Here is a 3,597-nt window from a genome sequence, read left to right on the forward strand (position 1 = left end):
GCATCACCACTGTGCATGAGACGGATGGGCGCTGGCGACGATTCCGTTACGGCAATACGTATCGCTACAACGAAGGCAAGCTGCTGCAGGAAGAGGTCGGTAGTGGCACCTCGGTACTGCGCTCCACAACGTACAGCTACGACCTGAGCCGGGAAGACGCAGCATATCCGGCGCGTTATGGCACCAGTCTGAGACTCAATGGTGATGGCTTCCAGGGGGAATTCCATCGCCCGCAGATCCAGCGGACCATCCAGCAGGACGGCGTGGCGTACACCCGCGCCAGTACGGTGCTGGATGTGTTTTCACGGCCTACGGCCATTGCGCGATCCAACACCATCGGCTACCTGCGCACCGAGTCGGTTGGCTATTTCGACCAGTCTTCGCTGTGGGTGCTTGGCCAGGTCAGCCGTTCCGCTTGCATCGCACCCGCTTCATGCGCCAACGATGTGATGTTCAGCGTGGACTACGACCCATCCCTGGCGGTGCCGTTACGGACCTATCGCTTTGGTGCGATCGATCAGAATCTGACGTATCACGCGGACGGAACAGTTGCCAGCGTGGCCGATGCCAGAAGTTTGGCCGGAATCGATACAGCGGTTCATCTGTTGAACTGGAAGCGCGGCTATCCGCAGACGATTACCTATCCCGGCGGCCAGTCGAAGCGGGCCGTCGTGAACGACCAAGGCTGGATAACCTCTGAAACCGACGAGAACGGCTTCGCCACCAGCTATGCCTACGATTCAATGGGACGATTGAGTCAGGTAGTCTACCCCGCCGGTGACGCGACCATCTGGTTCAACAAGTCGCTGGGGTTCCGCCAGCTCACAAACGCCGATCCGTTGCCACCGGGTGTCATGGCCGGGCAGTGGCAGGAGCTGGTTGCGCAGGGAAACTACCGCAAGGCCACGTATTTCGATTCGATGTGGCGGCCTGTGCTTACCCAGGAATATGACGAGGCGGACCGTGCTTCGACGCTGAGCGTGGTATCGCGGGAGTACGACGCCTCCGGTAGGACTGTGTTCCAGTCCTATCCCAGCCGCGATGCAGTTCCGCCGGCGGTGGGTGAGTGGACGCGCCATGACGCGCTCGATCGAATGACCGAGTCCCGTCGCGATTCCGAGCTAGGCCAGCTTGTCACCCGCAATGAATATTTGCCGGGTAACCAGATCCGGACAATCAATCCCAAGGGAGCAATCACACTCACCGCCTACGATGCCTACGACGAACCGCAGTACGAGCTTCCGGCAAGCATGGATATGCCCGGAGGTATCCATATGGAGATCAATCGCGATGCCCACGGCAAGCCCCTGACCATCAGCCGGGTGGGGGCAGCGCAATGAGCCGCGTCGAACGACAGACAAGGGGAGCGCTGTCGCTTCTCCGCATCCTCATGGGCCTGGTGATGTCGGTCTGGGCGCTTCATGGAGCCGCACAGTCGCCGAATGCCGCGCGCTTCCGCGTTACAGCCACCAGCGGCAGCCAGCTGGTGGCCCCGGGCAACGTAGCGCTAAAGGTCGATCTGCTCGACGCCATCATCAATGGGGTCTATGAAGCAATCGACCATTCCTCTATGTACCTGATGCGCAATGGCGAACTCGTCGTGCTGGATGTCGATTGGGATCACCCGACCACGCAGTACTACAACGAGCAAGGCCTTGCTGCAGGCACCTACGATTTTGTGTTCATGGGGGTGGCGATATCCCACGATGCCTCGGGCAATGAGCGCTACCGGGAAGTACAGTCGCCGCTGGTGCGCGTCACCGTAAGCCAGCCCACGGGCTCGTTGTCGGCGAACCCGTCCAACTGCGTGATTCCTTGGGGCGCCAGTGCGTGCAGCGTCACTGTCTCGTGGAGCTCCAACGCTGCATCGGCGCAACTGTTCATCTCCAATCCCCAAGGGGCTGGTCCGGTTCTGTTGGCGCAAGGGGCAAGTGGATCGCAGGGCGTGTCGTCCATTACGGCTGCGGGCGCACGCCTCTCGCTGCGCGAAGGCGCTTACGTGCTGGCCAACATCGATGTCACCGGCATTCCCACGCCTAACCAGCAGCCGCAGGTCAGCCTTGTCGCACCGCAGGCCCATCAGGTGTTCCAGGCAGGTGCGGCGGTGGTGATGCAGGCCAGCGCCAGTGATGCGGATGACGGCATTGCACGTGTCGAATTCCTTGTCGACGGCCAGTGGGCAGGCGCCTCTACAACGGCTCCGTATGCATTCACCTGGGTGGCAACTGCAGGTGCGCACCAGCTCGTCGCGCGCGCCTTCGACACCCGGGGCGCTCGGGTGGATTCCACATCGATCCCGGTCTTCATTGCGTTGCCGCCATCTGTAACGCTCACCTCGCCTTCGCCCGGTGCGGTTCGGCGGGAGCCAGGCAGCTTTGTCCTGGCGGTTGCGGCTTCCGACCCGGACGGCACCATCCAAAAGGTGGAGTACCTCGTCAACGGCAACGTTGTGGCGACAACGACTGACGCACCGTTCTCGTCCTCGGTGGGCGGATTGCCTTCCGGCGTCTACGCGTTTGTCGCGCGCGCGACAGACAGTCATGGCCTGTCGGCGACCAGTGCACCGGTCAGCGCCACGGTGTTTGCCTCCAGTAGTGGGGCCGAGGGTCAGTCCGTCACACGGCGCTACACCTATAACGCGCGGCAGTTGTTGTGCAGGGTGGAAGAGCCTGAAACCGGCGTCACCCTGACGGGGTACGACCCGGCGGGCAACCTAGCCTGGAGCGCGGCCGGCCTACCGGGCAATGCCGCCTGTGAAGAAGCAGGGGACAGCGTCGAGGTGGCCAGCCGCCGCGTGGACCGCACCTACGATGCGCGCGGGCGCCTTGCCACGCTGCATTTTCCCGACGGCAAGGGGGACCAGATATGGGCCTATACCGCCGATGGCAAGCCCTCGGCGATAAGCGTATCCAACCCTGGCGTCGCGGTCCCGACGGTCACCACCTACGCCTACAACCGCCTGCGCCTGCTGGTGGAGGAAAGTCAGCAGCTTCCGGATGGGCGTGCCTGGACGGCGTCGCATGCCTACGACGCGCATGGCAATCGCAGTAGCATGCGCTACCCCGGTTCGGGACTGGTCGTGGATTACGCGCCTAATGCGCTGGGTCAGCCAACCCGGGTAGGCAGCTTCGCCGCAGGCGTTCAATGGCATGCCAACGGTGCGATCAAGCAGTTCGCGTACGGCAACGGCGTGGTGCGGACCCTTGCCCAGAACACGCGCCAGCTTCCGACACGCGTATCGGACTGCGTGGGGGCTACCGGCTGTTCCGGGTCGGGCACGCGTTTGGATCTTGCGTATGCCTACGACCCTGCCGGCAATCCGGTCGAGATCACCGATCTGCGCAATGGCCGTCAGAGCCGGACTATGCAGTACGACGCCGCGGACCGGCTTGTGCACGTCAATTCGTCGATGTTCGGCGAGGCATTCTACGAGTACGACCCGTTCGATAACCTGCGTCTGAACGTAGTGGCGGCAGGGAGCAGCCCGCGTGCTCACCACTACTGTTACGACCAGAACTGGCGGCTGACCAATGTGAAGGAGGGCGGGTGCAACGGGGCGACCGTCATCGGGCTCAGCTACGACGTCCAGGGCAACCT

General features: G+C 62.7%; 2 protein-coding genes. Both read left to right on the forward strand.

Annotated elements, in window-relative coordinates:
- Window positions 1–1,340: RHS repeat domain-containing protein (locus ACXJKH_RS16945; protein WP_457321068.1), on the forward strand; the 1,340-nt coding region annotated here is incomplete at its 5' end.
- Window positions 1,337–3,597: Ig-like domain-containing protein (locus ACXJKH_RS16950; RefSeq protein ID WP_457321070.1), on the forward strand; the 2,261-nt coding region annotated here is incomplete at its 3' end. The genes ACXJKH_RS16945 and ACXJKH_RS16950, both read left to right, overlap by 4 nt.

It is taken from the genome of Stenotrophomonas sp. P5_B8 (genome assembly GCF_054049855.1).